The sequence below is a fragment of the Gottfriedia sp. S16(2024) genome (assembly GCF_050473765.1).
In the GTDB taxonomy this organism is placed as follows: Bacteria; Bacillota; Bacilli; order Bacillales; family Bacillaceae_G; genus Gottfriedia.
In genome coordinates, this window is sequence record NZ_JBFLUO010000001.1 from 2,155,446 (window position 1) to 2,177,722 (window position 22,277).

Below are 22,277 nucleotides of genomic sequence, written 5' to 3' on the forward strand. Positions count from 1 at the left end.
CCATGTTTTAACAAATTGTGTTTGCAAAAAGCACATATATTAATTCTTTGATTTAGTTCCTGTTTTTCTGACATTAGTGAGTGGAAATCAACATTCATCTTTAAATAGATACTAAGTCGCATTTTTAAATTACACCTACATAAAATGATAGTAAGGAGGTCATTTGGGATGGAAAAATATATTTTATCACTTGACCAAGGGACGACTAGTTCAAGAGCAATTTTGTTTGATATAAAAGGTAAGATTGTACATACAGCTCAAAAAGAGTTTACTCAATATTTTCCAAAGCCAGGTTGGGTCGAGCATAATGCAAATGAGATTTGGGGTTCGGTGCTTGCGGTGATTGCAACATGCCTTGCGGAATCAAATATTCGTCATGATCAAATTAGTGGAATTGGTATTACTAACCAACGTGAAACGACTGTCGTTTGGGATAAACATACAGGGGCTCCAATCTATAATGCAATTGTTTGGCAATCAAGACAAACAGCTGAAATTTGTGAGGAACTGAAAAACAAAGGTTATGATTCAATAGTTCGCGAAAAAACAGGTCTATTAATTGATGCTTACTTTTCTGGTACGAAAGTAAAATGGATTCTTGATCATATTGATGGTGCTAGAGAAAAGGCTGAGGCAGGAGATTTATTATTTGGAACGATTGATACGTGGTTAGTGTGGAAGCTTTCTGGTGGCAGAGCACATGTTACGGATTATTCAAATGCATCTAGAACGATGATGTATAATATTCATGATTTAAAATGGGATAAAGATTTATTGAAAATGTTAGATGTTCCAGAGTGTATGCTTCCAAGTGTCCGCCCTTCTTCAGAAGTATATGCTAATACTGTAAGTTATCATTTTTTTGGAAGTGAGATTCCGATTGCTGGCATAGCTGGTGACCAGCAAGCAGCTTTATTTGGTCAGGCTTGTTTTGAAAAGGGAATGGCGAAAAATACATATGGAACTGGTTGTTTTATGCTTATGAATACAGGAAATCATGCTGTTAAGTCAAATCATGGATTATTAACTACAATTGCATGGGGAATAGACGGAAAAGTTGAATATGCACTTGAAGGGAGTATATTTGTAGCGGGTTCTGCTATTCAATGGTTACGTGATGGTTTAAGAATGATTAAAAATGCAGCAGATAGTGAGATATATGCCACTAGGGTAACCTCATCTGAGGGAGTTTATGTTGTACCTGCTTTTGTAGGATTAGGCACACCTTACTGGGATAGTGAAGTCCGTGGCGCAGTATTTGGTTTAACGAGAGGTACATCTAAAGAACATTTTATCCGTGCTACATTAGAAGCTCTTGCATATCAAACAAAAGATGTGCTTACAGCAATGGAGGCGGATTCAACTATTTCTTTAAAAACGTTACGAGTAGACGGGGGAGCAGTTAGGAATAATTTCTTAATGCAATTTCAAAGTGATATTTTGAATGTACCTGTCGAGCGACCTGTTATAAATGAAACAACAGCTTTAGGTGCGGCTTATTTGGCTGGCTTAGCAGTTGGATTTTGGAAAAACCAAGAAGAAATAGCTGGGCAATGGCATATGGATCGATGCTTTGAGCAGCAAATGACACCTGAATTAAGTAATGAACTATATTCAGGTTGGAAAAAAGCAGTTAATGCAGCTTTAGCATTTAAATAAGTTACACACTTAATTTCAAAATTCTAGGACCTTTCTACGTACATCTGTAATTGTAGCGGTCCTTTTTTAATTTTAGATTGATTTCTTTTATGGCAGCTTTTTAAAACAACTAGAAAATTTGTTGAAGTGAGGTTTTACAATGGAAGAACAATTTTCGAGTTTAAATAGAAAAAAGATTAAGAAAGCATTAGCTGAAAAAGAGTTCGATTTATTGGTAATTGGTGGAGGAATAACAGGTTGTGGTATTGCACTTGATGCAACGACTAGAGGGATGAGTACCGCCCTAGTTGAGATGCAGGATTTTGCTTCAGGTACGTCTAGTCGTTCAACTAAGCTAGTTCATGGTGGTTTGCGATATTTAAAACAGTATGAATTTAAAATGGTAGCAGAGGTTGGTAAAGAGCGAGCAATTGTTTATGAAAATGGACCACATGTAACTACACCTGAATGGATGTTACTGCCTATTTATAAAGGTGGAACTTTTGGTAAATTTACTACTTCTCTCGGCCTTAGATTATATGATTACTTAGCTGGTGTGAAAAAAGATGAACGAAGGAAGATTTTAAATCGAAAAGAAACGATCGAAAAGGAGCCGCTAGTTAAAAAGGAGGGACTTAAAGCTGGAGGATATTACGTTGAATATCGAACGGATGATGCGCGTCTTACAATCGAAGTCATAAAAAAAGCAGTTGAATATGGAGCACAGGCAATTAATTATGTAGAAGTGACTGATTTCATCTATGAAAATAATAGAATAGTAGGCGCTAAAGCAATCGATTTAATAACGAAAGTACCTTTTACAATTCGCGCAAAGAGGATTGTTAATGCAACCGGACCATGGGTTGATCAGCTTAGGGAAATGGAACGATTAAAAAGTGATAAAAATCTTAGACTAACGAAAGGGGTTCATTTAGTTATAGATCATAAAAAGTTTCCATTAAATCAGTCTGTTTATTTTGATACGATAGACGGTCGAATGGTCTTTGCAATTCCAAGAGATGGAAAGACATATGTTGGTACAACGGATACATTTTTTGATCGGGATACCTCTAATCCTAAAGTAAGTAATGAAGATAGGGAATATATTTTAAATTGCGTTAAGTATATGTTTCCAACAATAAAACTAGAAGATACTGACGTTGAATCAAGCTGGGCTGGCATTCGTCCTTTAATTTTTGAAGAAGGTAAAGATCCTTCTGAAATATCTAGAAAAGATGAGATTTGGGAATCATCCTCTGGGTTAATTTCAATAGCCGGGGGAAAGTTAACAGGATATCGTAAAATGGCGGAGACAATTGTAGACCTAATTTTAAAAGATAATGACAATAGATTTAGAGAATGTCTGACTAAAAATTTGCCAATTTCAGGTGGAGATGTTGGGGGATCAAAAGGATTTAATTATTTTAAAAAACGATTTTCTTCTGTTGGTATCGCAATTGGATTAAGTGAATCGGAATATAAAAGATTAAGTAGAGTATATGGATCGAATATAGAGCATTTAATGAATATATCATTTAGTGATTTGAAAAATCATACTAATCTACCACTATCATTATTTTTACAACTAGAATATGGAATTCAAAACGAAATGATTGTTAAACCAGTCGATTTTTTTATTAGGAGAACTGGATTTTTATATTTTCATATTGATCTTGTTAATGAGTATAAAGACGAAGTGATTCGTTATATGGCGAATAGATTAAGTTGGAGCAAATACCAAATCGTAGAATACAGTTTGGAATTGGAAGAGCAAATAAAAAATGCAATTACTGCTTCTAATGAATGATTTTAAAAGCGATTAATAAAAGTAGAAACTGCATAAATAAGAAAACCCAGACTGACCAAGAGCGAACGTTGATCAACAGTCTGGGTATTCTTATTTTTTAGATATGAATTTATTATCCGTAATCCAAAACCTCCAAGGATAGTCCCGTGCCTCTCCGGTGTTTTCTATTCCAATCCTAGGACCACTACTAATCTGTTCTGGTTTAATTCCTTCCTTGATGTAAACAGGTGGCAGCCAAATTGGTTTTCCATAAGACTCCATCGTAATATTCAATGCTTTTGTAAGTTTACCTGGTCCATTCGTTAAATTAGAGATAGGCTGATTTTTTCGAAATTCGATCATTTTTTCAATCCCGTTCACAGGTTCTAATGCTCTAATTAATACTACCTGTGGTAGGCCGATTTCCTCACAAACTATATTAATTAAAGTATGGGTATGCATTTGATAAGTGTAGATATAACCTGCTTCATGAAACATGATTTCTGTTCGTTTCGTACGTCGATTTTGATAACTATGTGCAGCACGATCTTCTGGACCCATATATGCTTCGGTCTCTACAATTATTCCGGAAAGTTCCATTTCATCAGTATTATGAACTAATATATGACCTAAAAGGTCCTTTGCTACTTGTATAGATGGTTTAAAAAAGAAATCTTGTTTTAATGTCGAATTCATAAGTAACTCCTCGAAAATTGTTTTATAAATAGAGAAAATGTATTAATTTGTCATGTTAATAAGACTATTTACCTATTTCTATTATTAGAAATACATTAAAATTAGATTAAATATATTAAACTAATTATTAGAAAATATTCATAATTACTCATTGTACAACCCCCTTCAAACTTGTACTATTTACTTATTGTTAGAATATTCTGAAAAGGGGTGTAGATTTATGGCAAGACCATCTTACTGGAAGGTATTATCGAGTGTCTCACTAGCTACAGCATTAAGTATGTCCATTTTTTCAACTGGAGTTACTTCAAAAGCAGCAATTCCTACTGAAAGTGAAAGTAAGCAATTAGTAGAAAGTCCTTATTTAGATTTAAACGTAGTGGATGAAGAAAGATTAGAAAAAGCTTTAAGAGACAGAGGCGAGATCAAAGAATCTGATAGTGCTGAAGTAGCTAAAGAAAAAGTACAAGCATACATAAAAGAAAAACAAGGTGAATATAAAGAGAAAGTTCAAGCACAATCACAGTCGGAAATTGCTGATAAACAAAGAGCAACACTAGAAAAACGTAAAGCTCAACTTTTATCACAATTAAATAAAGGCCACGAAAACTATAAAAAAGGCAAACCAAATGGTGTAGTAAAAGTTGATTCTGCAAAACAAGCTGGCTATAACGGCGGAGTACGTGAAGATAAAGTATTAGTAATCTTAACTGAATTTGCTGATTTCAAACATAACAATATTGATAAACAAGAAGGGTATATGTACACTGACGATTTTAGCAAAAAGCATTATGAAGATATGCTTTTCGGAGATAAAGAATTTACTTTAAACGATGGTTCAAAAGTAAAAACTTTTAAACAATTTTATGAAGAACAATCTGGTGGAAGCTATACTGTAAAAGGTACAGTTACAGACTGGTTAACGGTTAGTGGAAAAGCAGCTGAATATGGTGATGATAGTCCTTCTGGTGGACATGATAATTTAAACCCAAAAGGTCCTCGTGATTTAGTTAAAGAATCATTACGTGCTGCAATTGATTCAGGCATAAACTTAGCTGATTTTGATAATTTAGATATTTATGATCTTGATGGTGATGGCAACATTAATGAGCCTGATGGATTAGTAGACCATTTAATGGTACTTCACGCTGGAACTGGACAAGAAGCTGGCGGAGGTAAGTTAGGTGATAATGCAATCTGGTCACATCGTTGGACACTGAATGGAGTAACTTCTTTCCCAGGAACACAATCAAAGGTTCCATATTGGGGCGGATTGATGGCTGCATATGATTACACAATTGAGCCAGAAGATGGAGCAGTTGGTGTATTCGCTCACGAATTTGGTCATGATCTAGGATTACCAGATGAGTACGATACTCAGTATTCAGGTAATGGTGAGCCAATTGCTTCTTGGTCAGTTATGAGTGGCGGTAGTTGGAACGGAGCAATCGCAGGAACGACGCCTACAAGTTTTTCACCGCAAAATAAAGAGTATTTCCAAAAAACAATTGGTGGAAACTGGGCTAATGTGACAGAAGTAGATTATAAGGATATTGACGAAAAAGGTATTGCTACTTTTATTGACCAAAGTGTTACTAAATCTAATAACCCAGGTGTAGTAAAAGTTAACTTACCAAAGAAAGAAGTAAAAAGTAAAATTCAACCACAATTTGGTGCTAAGTATTACTATAGTGCAAAAGGAGATAACCTCCATACTACGATGACTTCACCAGTATTTAATTTAACAGCAGCTACAAATGCAAGCTTCGCTGTAAAAGCAAACTATGAAGTTGAATACAATTATGACTATCTGTATGTAAATGTATTAGATGCAGCAACAGGTACTAAACTTGCGACAATCGATACAATTGGTACTAAAAATATTGCAGGTGGACTTGATACATCGAAAGGACTTTGGGTAGATAAAGTTTATGACTTGTCTGCTTACAAAGGCAAAAATGTAAAAGTTCAATTTGAATATGTTACTGATGGTGGACTATCTCCGGCAGGATTTGCTTTCGACGAAGCAAAATTAACTGTTGATGGCACAGTTAAATTTACTGATGGTGCGGAAACGACGCCAGCATTTACATTAGACAAAGCAACTGTATCTAATGGAACTGATTTTAAAAATCACTACTACTACCTAGAGTGGAGAAACTATGCTGGCTCTGATAAAGCATTAGAATATGCTCGCGGAGTTAAGTATAATACTGGTTTAGTAGTTTGGTATGGTGATGATAGCTACACAGATAACTGGACAGGTGTTCACCCAGGTGAAGGTTTCTTAGGTGTTGTAGATGCTCACCCAGAAGCTATGGTTGGTACATTAAATGGTAAACCATCAGTATCACAAAGTACTCGTTACCAAGTAGCTGACGCAGCTTTCAGTTACGACAAATCTCCTGAATTCTACTTTAACTCACCATCTCGTGGGATCTTTGATTATGCTGGATTACCTGGTGTAACAGAGTTTGATGATTCGCATAGTTACCAAAATACTTTAATTCCAGATGCAGGAAGAAAAGTACCTAACTACGGATTAAAATTCCAAGTTATTGGGGAAGCAAAAGATAATTCAGCTGGTGCTGTTTGGATTCATAAATAAGTAAGTATAAAGAATAAGAGTCTGATATATTATCAGGCTTGATATTATCCCCTTCAGGTAGACAGTAAAAAAAGAGAACATGATATGATGTTCTTAACTGTTTAACTGAGAGGGGATTTTTTTATGGCTAAAAAAGGACAAACATTTTCAACTTATTCTGAAGAAGTAAAGCGAGAAGTCGTTCGTTTGAAAGTGGATGAAGGATGGTCATATCGTATGCTTCGTGAAAAGTTTGGAATTAAAAGTGATTCCCAAATAGCTCAGTGGGTACGTAAGGTTAAAAATGGGGAAACCTTTGATGATCAGCGTGGAATATGGAGTAAAAAAAACTTTACTAGTATTGAAGAAGAAGTTAATTACCTGAAAGCGCAGGTAGAATACTTAAAAAAGCGCAATCCAAATCTTCACGGAAAGGAATGGTCTTAAAGGCGGCACGTTTTGAGATAATTAATCAACTTCGAAATTTTCATCCTTTAAAGTGGTTACTAAAAATAGGTGAAGTATCAAAAGCTGGCTTCTATAAGTGGCGAAAAAGTCTTTCTAAACGCTCGGTTAAAGTGGATGAAGAATTATTATTAAAAGAGCATATCTTAGCTATTTATAAAATACACCCTTATTTTGGGTATAAACGAATGACAAAAGCCTTAAAACGAGAAGGCATTCTAGTCAATCATAAACGAGTACGACGCATGATGAGAAATTTAGGAATTCGTTCAGTTATTCGAAAAAAGCGTCCTTTCTATGGTAAACGTGGTTCGGTCGTTTTTCCAAATATCCTTAACCGCAAATTTTCTGCAGAAAAGCCATACCAAAAGCTAGTAACAGATATTACTTATGTGCGAACTGGGGATACATTTGTCTATTTATCAACAGTTTTAGACCTTTATAATAATGAAATTGTAGCCTGGAAACTTTCAGAAAGAAATGACCTAGAATTAGTGTTGAACACTCTCGATCAATTGGAAAACAAGCCCTTCACAAAAGATGCATTAATCCATTCAGATCAAGGTTTTCAGTACACATCACCAGCTTATAAGAAGCAAGTTACAGAGAAAATAAAGATTCAAGGAAGTCATTCTAGGAAAGGTAACTGTTACGATAATGCCTGTATCGAAAGCTTCTTTTCTCATTTAAAAACGGAAAAGTTGTATTTAGTGAACCCGAAAAGCAAGCCAGAAGCAGCAAAGGCAATTCACGAATATATTTATTTTTACAACAATGATCGATTCCAAGAAAAATTAAACGACCTTTCCCCGATAGAATATCGTGAAAAGGTCGCAGCTTAATATACTCTTTTTTTCATTGTCTACTTGACAGGGTTATGTGCAGCTCTTATTCTTTTTTTTTGTGTTTAGACTGGCCGGAAAATGAGTTTGTCAATGAAGATCTTGGTTAATTTCAATTATAGCTTGTTATGAGGAAGTAATTTTCAAAATCGAGCGTATCAAGTTCCTCATGAACCCGTTATGAGGAAGTAATTTTCAAAATCGAGCGTATCAAGTCCCTCATGAAAGTGTTATGAGGAAGCAATTTTCAAAATCCAACGTATCAAGTTCCTCATGAAAGTGTTATGAGGAAGCAATTTTTAAAATCCAGCGTATCAAGTTCCTCATGAAAGTGTTATGAGGAAGCAATTTTCAAAATCCAGCGTATCAAGTTCCTCATGAACCCGTTATGAGGAAATAATTTTTAAAATCCAGTGTTTAAAGTTCTTCATGAACCTGTTATGAGGAAGTAATTTTCAAAATCTATGATTCTAGTTCCTCATGAACCTGTTATGAGGAAGTAATTTTCAAAATCTAGTGATTCTAGTTCCTCATGAACCTGTTATGAGGAAGCAATTTTCAAAATCTAACGTATCAAGTTCCTCATGAACCCGTTATGAGGAAGTAATTTTTAAAATCCAGCGTTTAAAGTTCCTCATGAACCCGTTATGAGGAAGTAATTTTCAAAATCCAGCGTATCAAGTTCCTCATGAACCTGTTATGAGTAAGTACTTTTCAATATTTAGTGATTATAGTTCCTCATGAACCTGTTATGAGTAAGTACTTTTCAATATTTAGTGATTATAGTTCCTCATGAACCTGTTATGAGTAAGTTATTTCCGTCTTCTAGTGTTTATAGCTACTCATGATCCAGTTATGAGTAGGGGACTCAATGTAGTTTCAAATTTTAGGAATTAAGTTTAATTCCAACTGCGCCCTTGTCTTCGCCTAAATGCTCCCAAATCAGCGAGTTTTTTTATCGTGGTTTTTATGAACAAAATGGTTTTAATGGACTTTACGTCTTTAACGTTCATAAAAACTTTTTTCAGAATTATTAAATTATAATACTTGTATTAGAAAGCGTTTCCAAAAGAGGAGGAACTATAGGTGAAATTTAAAAAGACTAGTTTGTTCGTAATGACTTCTTTAATCGCGGTAAGTCTTGCGGCTTGTAAAAGTAGTAGTGTTTCGACGGGAGGTAATAGCTCAAATTATCCTAATAAGGCAATTTCGGTTGTAGCACCATCTGGAGCAGGTGGCGGATGGGATTTAACGGCAAGATCGTTCACTAAAGTATTAAGTGAAACAAAACTTGTTAAAGAACCTATGACGGTAGAAAATAAACCAGGCGGTGGCGGTACGGTATTCATGGCTGAATATGCTACACAAGATAAAGCCAATAATGAAAAATTATTCGTAAACTCACCACCTATTATTATTAACAATTTGAAAAAAGAGGGAAATAGTCCATATGGCTATAAAAATAGCACACCTTTAGCTCAGCTAACAAAGGATTATGGTGCAATCGTTGTAAAAGCTGATTCTAAGTATAAAGATTTAAAATCACTTTTAAATGATATGAAAAAGAATCCAAAAAATATTACTTTAGCTGGTGGATCTGCACCTGGTTCTATGGATCATTTAATCGGAATTTTACCGGCTTATAAATATGGTATTGATCCTACGAAAATTAAGTATGTTTCCTATGATGGTGGTTCAGAGGCAATAACAGCATTATTAGGGAATAACGCGGATGTCATTTCTACCGATGTCTCTAGTACGCTTGAGTTTGTTAAATCAGGTAAAGTTAAAGTTTTAGCAGTAACATCACCTGAACGTTTACAAGGAGATGTATTGTCTAAGTTTCCAACAGCTAAAGAACAAGGAATAGATGCCGAGTTTATCATTTGGCGTGGGGTTTTTGGACCAGAGAAAATGTCTAAGGACGCATACTCATATTGGGAAAAAACAATTTCAAAATTAGTTGAGACAGCTGAATGGAAAGAAGAAGTAGAAAAGCAAGGCTGGCAGCCGGAATATAAAAATGGTAAAGAATTTAATTCATTCTTATCAGATCAAGAAACACAAGTTCAAGATTTATTAAAAGCATTAGGAATGAATAAATAGTTGAAATAAAGAAGGGGAAAAACACTCCTTCTTTTCCATTACTGAACATAAAGAGGTGAGATACATGAATAAAAAATTTGATCGATTAGCAGCTATCATCTTTCTTATTACAGGTATAACTTTTATTATCGAAAGTCGAAATATAGCAGCTACTGCATATGGAAGTGTAGTTGGCCCAAATGTTTTTCCATTTATACTTGGCTGTGCATTGTCCCTATTAAGCTTTAGGTTATTTTACGAAACATTTTCTTATAAGGAAAAAGAAAAGGAAGCAGTTCAATATAATTATAAGCAATTTTTTATCATCCTAGTTTCAGCTATTCTTTATGCACTTTTACTTGAGAAAATCGGTTTTATTATTAGTTCGTTTTTATTCCTGATTGTTGCAATTCAAACAATGGAGCGTGGAAACTGGATAAAATCACTTTCGATTTCATTAGGTTACTCTCTCATTATTTATTTTATTTTTGTCGATGTTTTAAAAGGTACGTTACCTGTTTGGTCAATTTGGTTTTAAGAAAAAAGAAGGGAGAGTTATTAACTTGAGTACTTTTCAATATTTAATGCAGGGATTTGAAACTGCATTTACATGGTACAACTTATTGTTTGCTTTTGCCGGAGTATTAATTGGTACAGCAGTAGGGGTATTACCTGGTATTGGGCCAATGAGTGGGGTCGCTTTATTAATACCTGTTACTGCTTCAGTTACTGGTTTTTTAGGACCTGAGCAAGCAGCGGGGAGTGCAATTATTTTATTAGCTGGTGTATATTATGGTGCTATGTATGGTGGTTCTACTACATCAATTTTATTAAATACTCCAGGTGAATCGTCTTCTGTAGTGACGACTTTGGATGGCTATCAAATGGCTAAAAAAGGTAGAGCAGGAAGTGCTTTGTCAATCGCAGCAATTGGTTCATTTGTAGCCGGGATTTTTACTCTTATTGCATTGATCGTATTAGCAAAACCATTATCGGCATTAGCAATTAAGTTCGGTCCAGCCGAATACTTTTCATTAATGCTTCTTGGTTTATGTGCAGTAAGTGGACTAGCAGGAAAGTCGGTAACAAAAGCATTAATTATGACGATCTTAGGATTACTACTAGCTACAATCGGAATTGATTCCGTATCAGGAGTTTCTCGTTTTACATATGACATTCCATGGCTTTATCAAGGGTTAGAATTTTTAACAATAGCGGTAGGATTATTTGCACTAGGGGAAGTATTTAAAACAATTATTGAAAATGAAATTGAAGATGGCGAGATGGCAAAGATTAATAATTTATTACCATCTAAAGAAGAATTAAAAGAAAGTGTAGCACCGATTGCTAGGGGCTCTGTTTTAGGATTTTTCGTCGGTTTATTACCGGGAGCGGGTGCTATTTTAGCTTCATTTTTTGCTTATATTTTAGAAAAGAAGGTTAGTAAAACGCCAGAAAAGTTTGGAACTGGTACTATTGCAGGAGTTGCATCTCCAGAGTCAGCAAACAATGCCGCGTCTGGAGGAGCGATGATTCCTTTATTAACTTTAGGGATTCCAAGTTCAGGAACAACTGCAATCTTAATGGGTGCTTTAATGATGTATAACATACAACCAGGGCCACTATTATTTGATGAACATCCTGACGTAGCATGGGGATTAATTGCAAGTATGTTTATCGGTAACGTAATGCTTATTATCTTAAACATGCCTTTAGTAAAAATATTTGCAAAGATTATTCAAACGCCGAAGAAATATTTATTGCCACTAATTGTAGCCATTTCAATATTTGGTGTTTATGCCGTTCAAGTATCTGTAAATGATTTACTTCTATTAATAGCATGTGGTATTTTCGGATATTTCCTTTCGAAAAATGATTTTCCAATCGCACCATTAGTATTAGGAATCGTTTTAGGACCAATGATTGAAAATAATTTAAGAAGAGCTTTAACTGTATCAAATGGTGATTATAGTATTTTCTTTACTCATCCTATCTCATTAGTATTTTTAATCATTGGTGTACTTTGGATTCTCATTCCAATAATTATTAAATTGAAAGGTAAAGAAGTAGTGATTAATGTAGAAGCTTAAAATATTCTAACAAAACTCCTTTAATAAAAGGAGTTTTTTGATTATTATAAAAATATAAGGGGAAATTTTATGCGTTTACATTATAAGTTGATCATTTTTATTTCTGTACTCATTCTAGTGATTAGTAGTGTTTTTGAAATAGTATCTCAAGAAATGTTTCTAAAAAACCTTAAACATGAAAAGGGTCTAAAGGCCTTAGCTATTTCTCAAACAGTGGCAAATATGCCAGTAGTTCGTGAAGCATTTTTAAGTGAAAATCCATCGGGGATCGTTCAACCAATCGTTGAAAAGATCCGAGAGAAAGTTGGAGCGGAATTTATTGTTGTAGGAAATAGAAATGAAGTACGTTATTCACATCCAAATCCATTGCTAATTGGTAAGAAAATGGTTGGCGGGGATAATGATAAAGTATTTAAGGGACAGGAAATCGTATCAGAATCGACTGGTACACTTGGTCCTTCTTTAAGGGGGAAAACTCCTATTTTTGATGATAATGGTAAAGTAATTGGAGTTGTTTCTGTAGGCTACTTAATAAAAGATATCGATCATGAGGCAAAAGCGTTTAGTAAAAAACTAATAAAAAATAGTATTGTCATATTATTACTTGGCATAGGAGTAGCTTTTTTAATATCATTTAATATTAAAAAATCGATATTCGGATTGGAGCCGAAAGAAATTGGAAGGATGTACAAAGAAAAACATGCAATTTTAGAATCCATTCATGAAGGGATCATTGCGATTGATGAATACGGAGAGATTACGGTAGTAAATGAAAATGCTCATAAAGTACTTTCTATTCCTAATAATATAAAGCTTAGAGGATTAAAAATAGAAGACATATTGCATAATTCGCATCTGAAGAAAGTAGTTGAAACTGGTAAGCCAATTTATGATTTAGAGTTTCTAATAAATGAAAAAGTAATGATTATTAATTGTATACCGATTATTGGAGTGGATTCTAAAATTGTTGGCGCAGTAACAACCTTTAGGGAAAAATCAGAATTGAATAAATTGCTAAATGAACTATCACAAATAAAAGCGTATTCAGAAGGCCTTAGAGCACAAGCACATGAATATTCGAATAAGTTACATACAATTTTAGGCTTAATACAGCTTGAATCTTATCAAGAAGCGATTGAATTAATTTCAAAGGAATCAAATATAACTCAAAATATTATCCATTTTATTATGGAAGAAATTTCAGACCCGGTTGTAGCAGGACTTCTATTAGGAAAAATAAGTTTAGCTAATGAGTTAAAAGTAGACTTTAACATTGACTATAATAGTAGCTTTGCTGATGTCCCAAAAGAAATAAATCGGGAAGACTTAATAACCATAATCGGAAATCTATTAAATAACGCATTCGATGCAGTATTAGAAACGAATAAATCAGAAAAGCTTGTATCACTATTTCTTACTGATTTAGGTGAAGATTTAGTGATTGAAATTGAGGACAATGCAAATGGAATCCCTGAAGAATTAATCGATGAGATTTTTGAATATGGTATTACTTCTAAGGAGAAATCTAAAAACTCAGGGATTGGACTTCACCTAGTTCAAAGATTACTCCATAAATTAAACGGACAAATTACTTTTCATTCAAATGAACATGGGGGAACTACATTTATTGTTGCCATTCCGAAACGCCAAAAGGAGAGTAACAGATACGATGAAAAAGAATTTTATAGAAGTGTTAATAGTTGAAGATGATAGTAGAATTGCAGAAATTCATCAACGATTTATTGAAAGAATTGAAGGGTTTAGTGTAATTGGTATTGCGACAAATTACCAAGAAGCAGTTGATTTAATTGAGATTCTAAAACCTCAGCTAGTATTACTAGATGTTTATTTTCCAGATATGAATGGCTTAGATTTTTTACAATGGATGAAGAAACATTCAATTTTAGCAGATGTGATTATGATTACCGCATCCAAAGAAATCGATTCAGTTAATAAGGCCTTACAATATGGTGTATTTGATTTTATTATAAAGCCAGTCATTTTTGATCGTTTTAAAAAGTCTCTAATTCGTTATGTAAATTATTCAAATAAAGTGCAAAGCCTACAATCAAAAAGTGCTTATCTAACTCAGGAAGAAATAGATGGTTTAATCGGAAAAAATAATTCGATAATTGAAGAGCAAAGTATATACCCTAAAGGAATTGATCGACTTACTTTAGATAAAGTGTTATTTGCGATAAAAGAAGTTCATAATGGAATGACTGCTGAGAATATAGGGCTAGAAATTGGCGTTAGTCGAACAACTGCCCGACGATATTTAGAATATCTAGTATCTGAAGGAAAAGTATTAGCCGATTTAGCGTACGGAACAATCGGAAGGCCAGAAAGAGTTTATTTAATAAAAAACTAGATTGTGTGATTTAGTAAAGTTTACTTAATGACTATGACAAACCTAACATTTCTGTAACAGGAATTGTGAAAAATCATGATAAGAGGATCGTCTAAACGCTTGGTGTACAAGCGTTTTTTTATGTTTTTTACAAGTTTATGACAATGGGAGTTTACTAGAGTCTGGATTTTGAAAGCGTTGAAAACCTTGCATTTGTTATATAAAATATACTTTGCAAGACTACGGAGGGATAAGTATGAAGATACGTTTATTAACTAAAGAAGATGCAGAAATCTATCTTAATATTCGTTTAGAAGGTTTAAAAGAGAATCCTGAAGTTTTTAGTACCACTATGGATGAAATACTTGATCAAGATGACCCTATTGAATACAAAGCAGAAATCTTAGATAAGGATAAAAATTATACAATCGGTGCATTTACTGACAAAGGTGAATTAATTGGAGTAACCACTTTAAAAACATTTGAAAAGGTTAAAGCAGAGCACAAAGGAAAGATAGAGTCTGTCTATGTATCTACCAGAGCTCGTAAAATGGGGGCAGGCTATCTTCTAATCGAAGAAGCAATCCATTTAGCAAAAAGCTTAGGACTTGAACAACTTACATTAAATATCATAGAAGGAAACGAAACAGCAAAAAAACTATACGAAAAACTAGGATTCAAAACATTCGCTAAAACACCTAATAGTTTAAAATTTAACAATGAATATTGGGACCAAGAGCATATGATGCTTACGCTAATTGCAGGAAATGCTAAGGATGCAGGGAAAGCGGGATAAGCAAGTATTGCAGGAATGGTAATAGGCCAGACACCAACTTAAACAAAAAAAGTTTACCTAAATTGTCATTCAATCTGACAATAAAGGTAAACCTTTTTAAATTCTATTATTTAATAAAAGTCTTTTCAATGTCATCTAACATTAAGTAAGCAGCCTTGATTCCACCTGCAGTGTTCCAAGTTACATCATTTACTTTAATGACATGTCCATTTTTAGAAGCATTTAACTTTTTAAATAAAGGATCTTCTGTAAATTCTTTTTCAAGCTTAGATCCAGACTCTTTACCGTCATCAAACGTAAAGTAGAATATGTAATCTCCATCCATTGCTGGAATACGTTCTTTTGTTACGCCTCTTTCAGCAAAATCAGGAGCATTTTGTTCCTCTGGACGTTGGAATCCTAATTGTTTAAGTATTACACCAGAGAATGTATCTTGGTGATAGATTCGTACATCAGCACCCATGAAACGGACCATTGAAATTTTTTGATTTACTTTATCACCTAATTCAGCTTTTAGATCATTAACACGTTTTGTATAATCAGCTAATACTTTATTGCCTTGTTCTTCTTTGTTTAATACTTTTGCATAAAATTTGAAATTTTCTTGCCAATCTCCACGTAATGTTTCAGCGAAAACTGTTGGTGCAATTGCACTTAATTGCTCATATACTTTTTCTTGACGCATTTTATTACCAATGATTAAATCTGGTTTTAAGCCAGCGATTTTTTCAAGATTAACTTCACTTTCCACACCTACAACTTCTACGCCATCCATATCTTTAGAAATATGATCGTACCAAGGATTTCCTGTCCATGATTTAACAGCACCAACCGGTTTCACACCTAATGCTAGTAAAGCCTCAGTTCCTTCGTTTGTTAAAATAACAACTCTTTTAGGATTAACAGGAACTTTTGTCGTACCCATTGCATGCTCAATCGTAATTGTATTTGCTTTTTTACTTTCACTACCAGAAGCTTCATCTGATTTTTTTGTACCACAAGCACCTAATACCATAATTGCTGCTATGAATAGAGCAATTAGTGAAGAAAATTTTAGTTTGTTCATAGAATGTTCTCCCTTTTTAGTTGATAATGATTATCACTTCTCTCGGTAGTATTATAGATTAAGATTTGATTAGAAGTCAATAAGAAAATGAAAATCATTCTCATTGACTTGATAATTCGTATCATTTAGACTAATAGAAGAGAATAGAATAGTAGGAGATATAAAATGCTAATTCACCTAAGATCAAGAGTTATCGTATTAGTAGCTTGTATTTTATTTTTAGTAATTTGTTTTTTTTCTAGTATTTTACTAGGATATACGGATACTAGTTTTACAAGTTTAATCCATTCATTTACACAATTTGATGGATCAAATGAACAGTTAATTATTCAAAATGTTCGGGTACCAAGAGCGATTATTGCTTCAATAGTAGGAGCAAGCTTAGCAATCGCCGGTTTATTTATGCAAGTTTTAACGAAAAATCCTTTAGCATCACCTAGCGTTCTAGGAATTAACGCAGGTAGCTCAATGATGATTGTACTTAGTATTACATTTTTCCATTTACAATCACCTAATGCGACTATATGGCTTTCATTTATAGGAGCTACATTATCAGCGATATTAGTATTTGGGTTAAGTTCAATAGGGAGAGACGGAGCGACACCATTAAAAATAACACTAGCCGGTGTTTCAATTGCAGCTATGTTTAGCTCAATTACCCAAGGCTTACTAGTAACTAATGAAGTAGCACTAGAGCAAGTTCTATTTTGGCTAGCAGGTTCAGTTCAAGGTCGTTCACTTGATTCTTTACATATGGTACTACCATATATCGTAATAGCTTGGGTGATGTCACTTGCACTTGGTGGAAAGATTAACACATTCATGCTGGGAGAAGATGTATCTAGAGCATTAGGGCAAAATACAGCTTTATTAAAGACGACATTAGTCGTATTAGTGATCATTCTAGCAGGTGGTGCTGTAAGTATAGCAGGACCAATAGGATTAGTTGGTATCATTGTTCCTCAAATAGTTAGAATGTTCGTTAAAAATGATTATCGCTGGATGATTCCATTTTGCGGTATTTTCGGAGCAATTTTACTTCTATTAGCTGATGTAGGATCGCGTTACATATTAATGCCAGAAGAAACGCCAGTTGGTATTATGACCGCAGTTATTGGTGCACCATTTTTTATTTACTTAGCAAGAAAAGGCGGTACAGTAAAATGAACATGCTCAAATTAAGAAACAAGTATTTTTCACTACTATTTAACAAGCAATCATTTTCCGTTTTAATCATTGCACTTCTTTTACTGATCAGTTCATTTATAGTGAGCTTAACGCTAGGTGACCGTTACATTTCTATTCCAAAAGTATTATCTGTTATTTTTGGTGATGGTGAAAAAATAGATGAATTATTTATTCAAGCATTTCGAATGCCTCGAATCATCATTGCAATTTTTGCTGGGCTTTCTTTAGCGATTGCTGGAGCGATTCTTCAAGGGTTAGTTAGAAATCCACTAGCATCTCCGGATATTCTTGGGATAACAGGTGGAGCAGGTGCTGCCGTTGTATTATTTTTAGCCATTTTTAGTAATGATCGTACAAATCAATTAACAGTAAGTATAAAATGGCTACCATTAGCGGCATTTATCGGTGCCATCATCAGTTTAGTATTTGTCTATGCTTTTGCTTATAAGGATGGGGAATTAAGGCCATTAAGATTAGTTTTAGTAGGAGTTGGATTTTCGGCATTAGCTCAAGCGACAACTTCATTCTTTATGATTATTGGACCTATTTTTAGAGCAACTGAAGCGAATATGTGGTTAACCGGGAGCGTATATGGAGCGAACTGGGAACAGGTTAAAATCATTACAGTCTGGACTCTAATTTTTATCGTGTTAGCTTTATCGTTTATTAGACAAATCAATACGCAACAACTTGGAGATGAAGTTTCAACAAGCTTAGGTGTTCAAGTAGAAAAAAATCGACTAATCTTGTTATTTATAAGTACAGCATTAGTAGCTGGTGCAGTTGCATTTGCAGGAGCAATCGCATTTGTTGGATTAATTGCACCCCATATTGCTCGGAAAATAGTTGGTGCTTCTTACGGTGCATTGATTCCCTTATCTGGAATAATCGGTGCCATCATGGTATTAGTGGCTGATACAATCGGAAGAACGGTATTTAGTCCAATTCAAATACCAGCTGGTGTATTTACTGCCGTAATTGGTGCACCATATTTTATCTATTTATTATTTAAGACTGGAAAAAGGTGATAAGATGTCAACGAGCGCAATCGAAACAGAAAAATTAACGTTATCGTATGATGATCGAACAATTATAAACGAATTAAATTTTCAAATCCCAAAAGGAAAAATCACAGTTCTAATTGGAGCTAATGGGTGCGGAAAATCAACATTACTTCGTTCACTTGCAAGATTACTTCAACCAAAAAGTGGAACCATCTTACTTGATGGAAAAGAAATAAGTAAGCGACCTACAAAGGAAATTGCACGTAATCTTTCAATCCTACCTCAAAGTCCTGTTGCACCTGAAGGTTTAACAGTTTTTCAATTAGTAAAACAAGGGAGATATCCATATCAAACTTGGTTAAAACAATGGTCAAAAGAAGATGAAGAAAAAGTAAATCATGCCTTGAAAATTACAAATATGTATGAATTAAAGGATCAATTAGTCGATTCATTATCTGGTGGACAACGTCAACGTGCTTGGATTGCGATGACATTGGCTCAGGACACAGATACAATCCTATTAGATGAACCAACAACCTATTTGGATTTAACACATCAAATCGAGATTTTAGACTTACTTTACGAATTAAATGAAAAAGAACAGCGTACAATTGTTATGGTACTACATGATATTAACCTAGCATGTCGATATGCACACAATGTTGTTGCGATTTCAAATGGTGAAGTTTACGCAGAAGGAGACCCAGAAAAAATCATTAATCAGAACTTAATCTGTGACGTTTTCTGTATGAACTGCGATATTGTGAAGGATCCATTATTCGGAACGCCACTTTGTATACCTCATGGGCGAGGAAGAAAAATAATTTAATCAACTCTAAAAAGGTGTCCAAATATAGGACACCTTAGTTTGTAGACAAAGTACTAAAAGCTTGATTCTCAGACTGATTGCAAGCGCTTGTCTTTCGAGGCGTGAAGCCTGGTGAGGAGCGGAGTTACCTTAGACGGTAATGAGCACCACAGACAGGCGAAGCAACGAAGAAAGCGAGCGTTTGTCAACAGTCTGAGGTGTCCAAGTATGGGACACCTTTCATTTAGAAAGAGGTGAGATAGAATGACATTATCAATTAACAATATAAGTGTAGATATTCTTGGTAGTTCAATTCTTAAAAACATTACTTTTCAAACGAATAAGGGGGAAATTTTTTGTTTAATTGGAACTTCAGGGGCAGGGAAATCGACATTGCTCCGGACTTTAAATCGATTACAGTCGATTAGCAAAGGTGATATTCATTTAAATGGACAATCAATTTACAAAATGACTCCTCAAAATTTAAGAAAAAATGCAGTAATGATCCTGCAAACTCCTTCATTATTTGAAGGGAGCATAGAGGATAATATTTTGTTTGGACTCAAATTAACTGGAAACTATGATAAGACAGATTCCAAAACACTAGCGAAATCTTTATTAGAAAAAGTAGGATTAGAGACGAAATTACTTGATCGAAATGCTTTAACGCTTTCGATTGGTCAACAGCAAAGAGTATCGATCGCAAGAGCAATAGCTATGAAACCAACTATTTTATTATGTGATGAAATTACTTCAGCATTAGACCCTCAATCGACTCTACATATTCAGGAGCTTCTAGTAACTTTAAAAAGAGAAGAAAATCTAACAGTTATTCTTGTTACACATAATATGGATCTAGTTCAACAAATAGCTGATCGAGTAGGGTTACTTATTGACGGGAAATTAGTAGAAGTGAGTCCTGTTAATGAATTTTTTAATAATCCACGCACTGAATTAGGGAAAAATTTTCTTTCTACAATTGCTTAAAGAGGTGGGGAAATGGAAGGGAATTTGCAAATAACAGGTGTATCGCTGACATTTCTATTGATCATAATTGCTATTGGATTGTCTTATTATCAAAAGCTTGGTGTTGAAAAAGACATTGGCATTTCTTCAGTTAGGACAGTCATTCAATTAATGATTATGGGCTATGTACTTGAATACATACTGCAAGTTAAACATTTATTAGTTGTAATCATTATTTTATTTTGTATGATTTTATTCGGCGCTTATACTTCTAGTAAAAGGTCTCACCAGATTGAAGGCGCATTTTTTATTTCATTTATTAGTATTTTACTAGGCGTCATGATTTCTTTAGGAGTCGTATTGGTAGCAAACAAAATTGCTTTAAAAGCTCAATATGTTATTCCAATATCAAGTATGATTATTAGCACATCAATGAATGCAAATAGTTTAGCATTAACAAGACTTAGAGCTGAAATTCAGGCAAATAAAAACCAAATTGAAGCTGCATTATGCTTAGGTGCAACAACTAAACAAGCATCAAATAATGTCATAAAAAATTCAATTAAAGCTGCCTTAATTCCATCAATTGATCGAGCTAAAACTGTAGGAATTGTTACTTTACCAGGTTCGATGACAGGAATGATCTTTGCTGGAATAAGTCCTTTATATGCGATTAAATATCAATTGCTAATAGAATGCATTTTAATTGGTGCAATTGCAATTAGTGTATTCGCCTCAACACTTCTATCCTATAGAAAATTCTTCACAAAAGACGATTCACTGAAGTATGAAACGATCATAGAACAAGGATAAGAATAGAGGGAGAAGGAGGTAAGTGAAAATTTTTCCTTCTCCCTTTATATTAAATATTATCCGATTACTCTTAATTGTACGTCCATGTTTCCTCTAGTTGCTTTTGAATATGGGCAAACGCCATGTGCCGCTTTTACTAGTTCTACGGCTACTTCTGTTGGAACACCTTGTACTTTTACATCAAGCTGAGCAGCTAATTTAAATCCTCCATCAGCAGGGTCTTTACCGATTGTTATGTTTGCAGTTACTGATGTAGATTCTAGTTTAATTTTTTGCCTACGAGCTACTAAATTTAATGCACTGTCAAAGCAAGCTGAATAACCAGCTGCAAACAGTTGTTCAGGATTCGTTGCTCCACCAGGTCCGCCTAATTCCACTGGTGGTTTAAGTGATAAATTAATAAAATCATCTGATGAAATAACTCTTCCGTCACGTCCACCTGTTGCAGTTGCTGTAGCAGTATATAATTTTTCCATTACAATCTCTCCTTAATATAAATGATCTATTTTTTATTTTCATTTGCAGATTGAACTTTCTTTAATAAAGCCTTTGTTTGATTTAATATTGTTAAAAACTCCTCTTGAGAAGCATTACTTTCCTTGAAAAACTTCTCAGGGATGCAAAAAGCTTTTTCTTTTAATTTAGTACCCTCTTCAGTTAATGTAATAAATACTTTTCTCTCATCACTCGAATCACGTTTGCGAATAATTAGTCCGGCAGATTCCATCCGTTTTAGCATTGGTGTAAGAGTTCCTGAGTCTAAAAAAAGAGTTTCCCCAAGTTCTTTAACAGTTTGTTGGTCTTTTTCCCAAAGCGAAAGCAATGCAAGATATTGCGGATACGTTATACCGATCTCATCTAAGATTGGGCGATATAATTTCGTAATTTCTCGAGAACAAGCATAAATTGAAAAGCATAATTGATTCTCGAGCAAAAGCTGATTTTCTTTATTCATTCAATCAACATCCTTCTATATTTATTGTGCACAATTTAATATGACACAATCATAATTGATGGCAAATAGTTTTGCAAGCGATAATAACTATTATTTTTTACCAATTTTTTTATTTTGATTATTAATTGAGCAGGTTTGAAGT

The 22,277-nt window shown here is 34.1% G+C and carries 19 protein-coding genes; 15 read left to right on the forward strand and 4 right to left on the reverse strand.

Features of this window, described 5'->3' with window-relative positions:
• Positions 1–168: 168 nt before the first annotated feature.
• Positions 169–1,659 (forward strand): glycerol kinase GlpK, encoded by a 1,491-nt coding sequence (glpK, locus tag AB1282_RS10050; protein ID WP_429899020.1) that lies wholly within the window; start codon positions 169–171, stop codon positions 1,657–1,659.
• A 139-nt stretch (positions 1,660–1,798) separates the two neighbouring features.
• On the forward strand, positions 1,799–3,445 hold the full coding sequence (locus AB1282_RS10055; RefSeq protein WP_429899021.1) for a glycerol-3-phosphate dehydrogenase/oxidase: 1,647 nt from the start codon (positions 1,799–1,801) through the stop codon (positions 3,443–3,445).
• Positions 3,446–3,535: 90 nt separating this feature from the next.
• Here the strand turns inward: AB1282_RS10055 and AB1282_RS10060 are convergent, their stop codons facing one another.
• Positions 3,536–4,120, reverse strand: a complete 585-nt coding sequence (locus AB1282_RS10060; RefSeq protein ID WP_056471378.1) for a DNA-3-methyladenine glycosylase — start codon at positions 4,118–4,120, stop codon at positions 3,536–3,538.
• Positions 4,121–4,340: 220 nt separating this feature from the next.
• Here AB1282_RS10060 and AB1282_RS10065 point away from each other — a divergent pair, with 220 nt between their 5' ends.
• The 8 genes from AB1282_RS10065 to AB1282_RS10100 all read left to right on the forward strand — a co-directional run bounded on the left by AB1282_RS10065 (position 4,341) and on the right by AB1282_RS10100 (position 15,335).
• On the forward strand, positions 4,341–6,728 hold the full coding sequence (locus AB1282_RS10065; RefSeq protein ID WP_429899022.1) for an immune inhibitor A domain-containing protein: 2,388 nt from the start codon (positions 4,341–4,343) through the stop codon (positions 6,726–6,728).
• Positions 6,729–6,851: 123 nt separating this feature from the next.
• Positions 6,852–8,014 (forward strand): IS3 family transposase gene (locus tag AB1282_RS10070; RefSeq protein ID WP_429898917.1). Its coding sequence is split into 2 segments (ribosomal slippage): positions 6,852–7,110 and positions 7,110–8,014, totalling 1,164 coding nucleotides; the frame shifts between segments, so codons are not numbered across the junction.
• A 1,086-nt stretch (positions 8,015–9,100) separates the two neighbouring features.
• Positions 9,101–10,120, forward strand: a complete 1,020-nt coding sequence (locus AB1282_RS10075; protein ID WP_390312094.1) for a Bug family tripartite tricarboxylate transporter substrate binding protein — start codon at positions 9,101–9,103, stop codon at positions 10,118–10,120.
• Positions 10,121–10,184: 64 nt separating this feature from the next.
• Complete coding sequence (locus tag AB1282_RS10080; RefSeq protein ID WP_056471373.1) at positions 10,185–10,637, forward strand: tripartite tricarboxylate transporter TctB family protein; 453 nt, start codon at positions 10,185–10,187, stop codon at positions 10,635–10,637.
• 46 nt (positions 10,638–10,683) lie between these two features.
• Positions 10,684–12,189: a tripartite tricarboxylate transporter permease gene (locus AB1282_RS10085; protein WP_390312129.1), complete on the forward strand. Its 1,506-nt coding sequence runs from the start codon at positions 10,684–10,686 to the stop codon at positions 12,187–12,189.
• Between the two features lie 69 nt (positions 12,190–12,258).
• Entirely contained in the window at positions 12,259–13,893 is a 1,635-nt protein-coding gene (locus AB1282_RS10090) for an ATP-binding protein (protein ID WP_429899023.1), read from the forward strand.
• A complete protein-coding gene (locus AB1282_RS10095) occupies positions 13,859–14,560 on the forward strand; it encodes a response regulator (RefSeq protein WP_429899024.1) in 702 nt (233 codons plus the stop codon). The genes AB1282_RS10090 and AB1282_RS10095 overlap by 35 nt, the downstream gene beginning before the upstream one ends.
• A 235-nt stretch (positions 14,561–14,795) precedes the next feature.
• Positions 14,796–15,335 (forward strand): GNAT family N-acetyltransferase, encoded by a 540-nt coding sequence (locus tag AB1282_RS10100; RefSeq protein WP_056471363.1) that lies wholly within the window; start codon positions 14,796–14,798, stop codon positions 15,333–15,335.
• 106 nt (positions 15,336–15,441) lie between these two features.
• Here the strand turns inward: AB1282_RS10100 and AB1282_RS10105 are convergent, their stop codons facing one another.
• On the reverse strand, positions 15,442–16,401 hold the full coding sequence (locus AB1282_RS10105; RefSeq protein ID WP_056471361.1) for an ABC transporter substrate-binding protein: 960 nt from the start codon (positions 16,399–16,401) through the stop codon (positions 15,442–15,444).
• Positions 16,402–16,566: 165 nt separating this feature from the next.
• Between AB1282_RS10105 and AB1282_RS10110 the strand changes: the two genes are divergently transcribed.
• From AB1282_RS10110 to AB1282_RS10130, 5 genes are all read left to right on the forward strand, one after another.
• Complete coding sequence (locus AB1282_RS10110; RefSeq protein ID WP_056471359.1) at positions 16,567–17,568, forward strand: FecCD family ABC transporter permease; 1,002 nt, start codon at positions 16,567–16,569, stop codon at positions 17,566–17,568.
• Positions 17,565–18,617: a FecCD family ABC transporter permease gene (locus tag AB1282_RS10115; protein WP_429899025.1), complete on the forward strand. Its 1,053-nt coding sequence runs from the start codon at positions 17,565–17,567 to the stop codon at positions 18,615–18,617. The genes AB1282_RS10110 and AB1282_RS10115 overlap by 4 nt, the downstream gene beginning before the upstream one ends.
• 4 nt (positions 18,618–18,621) lie before the next feature.
• Positions 18,622–19,422: an ABC transporter ATP-binding protein gene (locus AB1282_RS10120; RefSeq protein WP_056471353.1), complete on the forward strand. Its 801-nt coding sequence runs from the start codon at positions 18,622–18,624 to the stop codon at positions 19,420–19,422.
• A 243-nt stretch (positions 19,423–19,665) separates the two neighbouring features.
• The gene (locus tag AB1282_RS10125; protein WP_429899026.1) at positions 19,666–20,388 is read left to right on the forward strand and encodes a phosphate ABC transporter ATP-binding protein; all 723 of its coding nucleotides are present in this window, start codon (positions 19,666–19,668) and stop codon (positions 20,386–20,388) included.
• A gap of 12 nt (positions 20,389–20,400) precedes the next feature.
• Positions 20,401–21,180: an ABC transporter permease gene (locus AB1282_RS10130; protein WP_429899027.1), complete on the forward strand. Its 780-nt coding sequence runs from the start codon at positions 20,401–20,403 to the stop codon at positions 21,178–21,180.
• 56 nt (positions 21,181–21,236) lie between these two features.
• On the opposite strand, the gene AB1282_RS10135 is transcribed toward AB1282_RS10130, so the two are convergent.
• Entirely contained in the window at positions 21,237–21,656 is a 420-nt protein-coding gene (locus AB1282_RS10135) for an organic hydroperoxide resistance protein (RefSeq protein WP_056471346.1), read from the reverse strand.
• Between the two features lie 26 nt (positions 21,657–21,682).
• Positions 21,683–22,135, reverse strand: coding sequence for a MarR family winged helix-turn-helix transcriptional regulator (locus AB1282_RS10140; protein WP_056471341.1), 453 nt, complete (start codon positions 22,133–22,135; stop codon positions 21,683–21,685).
• Positions 22,136–22,277 lie beyond the last annotated feature (142 nt).

Excerpts from the sequence above, each read along its gene's own strand:
- AB1282_RS10115 (WP_429899025.1), top strand. The coding sequence starts at position 17,565 with ATGAACATGCTCAAATTAAGAAACAAGTATTTTTCACTACTATTTAAC.
- AB1282_RS10080 (WP_056471373.1), top strand. The coding sequence starts at position 10,185 with ATGAATAAAAAATTTGATCGATTAGCAGCTATCATCTTTCTTATTACA.
- AB1282_RS10120 (WP_056471353.1), top strand. The coding sequence starts at position 18,622 with ATGTCAACGAGCGCAATCGAAACAGAAAAATTAACGTTATCGTATGAT.
- AB1282_RS10100 (WP_056471363.1), top strand. The coding sequence starts at position 14,796 with ATGAAGATACGTTTATTAACTAAAGAAGATGCAGAAATCTATCTTAAT.
- AB1282_RS10105 (WP_056471361.1), bottom strand. The coding sequence starts at position 16,401 with ATGAACAAACTAAAATTTTCTTCACTAATTGCTCTATTCATAGCAGCA.
- glpK (WP_429899020.1), top strand. The coding sequence starts at position 169 with ATGGAAAAATATATTTTATCACTTGACCAAGGGACGACTAGTTCAAGA.
- AB1282_RS10085 (WP_390312129.1), top strand. The coding sequence starts at position 10,684 with ATGCAGGGATTTGAAACTGCATTTACATGGTACAACTTATTGTTTGCT.
- AB1282_RS10065 (WP_429899022.1), top strand. The coding sequence starts at position 4,341 with ATGGCAAGACCATCTTACTGGAAGGTATTATCGAGTGTCTCACTAGCT.
- AB1282_RS10125 (WP_429899026.1), top strand. The coding sequence starts at position 19,666 with ATGACATTATCAATTAACAATATAAGTGTAGATATTCTTGGTAGTTCA.
- AB1282_RS10060 (WP_056471378.1), bottom strand. The coding sequence starts at position 4,120 with ATGAATTCGACATTAAAACAAGATTTCTTTTTTAAACCATCTATACAA.
- AB1282_RS10055 (WP_429899021.1), top strand. The coding sequence starts at position 1,799 with ATGGAAGAACAATTTTCGAGTTTAAATAGAAAAAAGATTAAGAAAGCA.
- AB1282_RS10140 (WP_056471341.1), bottom strand. The coding sequence starts at position 22,135 with ATGAATAAAGAAAATCAGCTTTTGCTCGAGAATCAATTATGCTTTTCA.
- AB1282_RS10110 (WP_056471359.1), top strand. The coding sequence starts at position 16,567 with ATGCTAATTCACCTAAGATCAAGAGTTATCGTATTAGTAGCTTGTATT.
- AB1282_RS10095 (WP_429899024.1), top strand. The coding sequence starts at position 13,859 with ATGAAAAAGAATTTTATAGAAGTGTTAATAGTTGAAGATGATAGTAGA.
- AB1282_RS10135 (WP_056471346.1), bottom strand. The coding sequence starts at position 21,656 with ATGGAAAAATTATATACTGCTACAGCAACTGCAACAGGTGGACGTGAC.
- AB1282_RS10090 (WP_429899023.1), top strand. The coding sequence starts at position 12,259 with ATGCGTTTACATTATAAGTTGATCATTTTTATTTCTGTACTCATTCTA.
- AB1282_RS10130 (WP_429899027.1), top strand. The coding sequence starts at position 20,401 with ATGGAAGGGAATTTGCAAATAACAGGTGTATCGCTGACATTTCTATTG.